Source organism: Rhizobium sp. KNZ2-6A (assembly GCF_056755475.1).
Genome location: NZ_JBNDIC010000154.1, coordinates 1 through 394, shown reverse-complemented (window position 1 = coordinate 394; position 394 = coordinate 1). Strand labels below are relative to the sequence as shown.

Annotated in this window: 1 pseudogene; it reads left to right on the top strand. The window is 58.1% G+C overall.

Features of this window, described 5'->3' with window-relative positions:
- Positions 1-177: 177 nt before the first annotated feature.
- Positions 178-394, top strand: a pseudogene (locus tag ACPYOP_RS33015) (hypothetical protein); the annotation flags it as partial.

Genomic DNA, 394 nt, shown 5'->3' with positions numbered 1-394 from the left:
AAGCGCCGAACCCATCGCAAACCTCCTGTTTGCGCCATCGATTCAGATTCGTCGGCTTTTGGGAAGCCCGAGAGTCACACTCAGTGACGATTGGTATTAGAGGCCGACGCGGATGCGGATGGCGACAGCGTTTACCGCATTCCCGATGCCTTTTCCTCGCCGGCAGAAGCCGACAAGGTGGCTCGCTCCAAGGCGAAAGAGCTTGCGCGAGGCGAGGGTGCTGTTTCGGTGACGGTGCTAGGCGATGCCGACATAGAGGCCGGCTTGCCGCTTCTTTTCGCGCAAGTTCGCCCTGGACTGGACGGCGTGCCCTACATCATCAAGACGGCGCGTTCTAAAGCACGTCGCCGTAAATCGGATTCGGGATTTCCGTTTGTGATGATCTGTGATTCAC